Origin of the sequence: Microtetraspora sp. NBRC 16547, from assembly GCF_030268965.1 — a bacterium.
Classification (GTDB): domain Bacteria; phylum Actinomycetota; class Actinomycetes; order Streptosporangiales; family Streptosporangiaceae; genus Microtetraspora.
The window spans coordinates 1-270 of the sequence record NZ_BSSE01000128.1; the positions used below are offsets into that span (position 1 = coordinate 1).

Annotated in this window: 1 protein-coding gene; it reads right to left on the reverse strand. The window is 65.9% G+C overall.

The window, feature by feature from the left end; all coding sequences use genetic code 11:
• A partial coding sequence (locus tag QSK17_RS35900; protein WP_285711156.1) for an IS30 family transposase occupies positions 1–270 on the reverse strand: 270 nt, incomplete at both ends.

Here is a 270-nt window from a genome sequence, read left to right on the forward strand (position 1 = left end):
GATCGTTTCGGCTGTGCCTGCCCAGGTCAGTTCCCTTGGGAAAGTACTGTCGCAGCAGGCCGTTGGTGTTCTCGTTGGTGCCGCGCTGCCAGGGACTGTGCGGGTCGGCGAAGTAGACCTCCAGCCCTGTGTCGATGCGCAGTTGAACATGCTGGGCCATCTCCGCGCCCTGGTCCCAGGTCAGTGACCTACGCAGGTGCTCGGGCAGCGTAGCGATCGTGGCGGCTATGGCATCGCGCACGGCTTCGGCACCGTGCCCGGCAAGCGCCG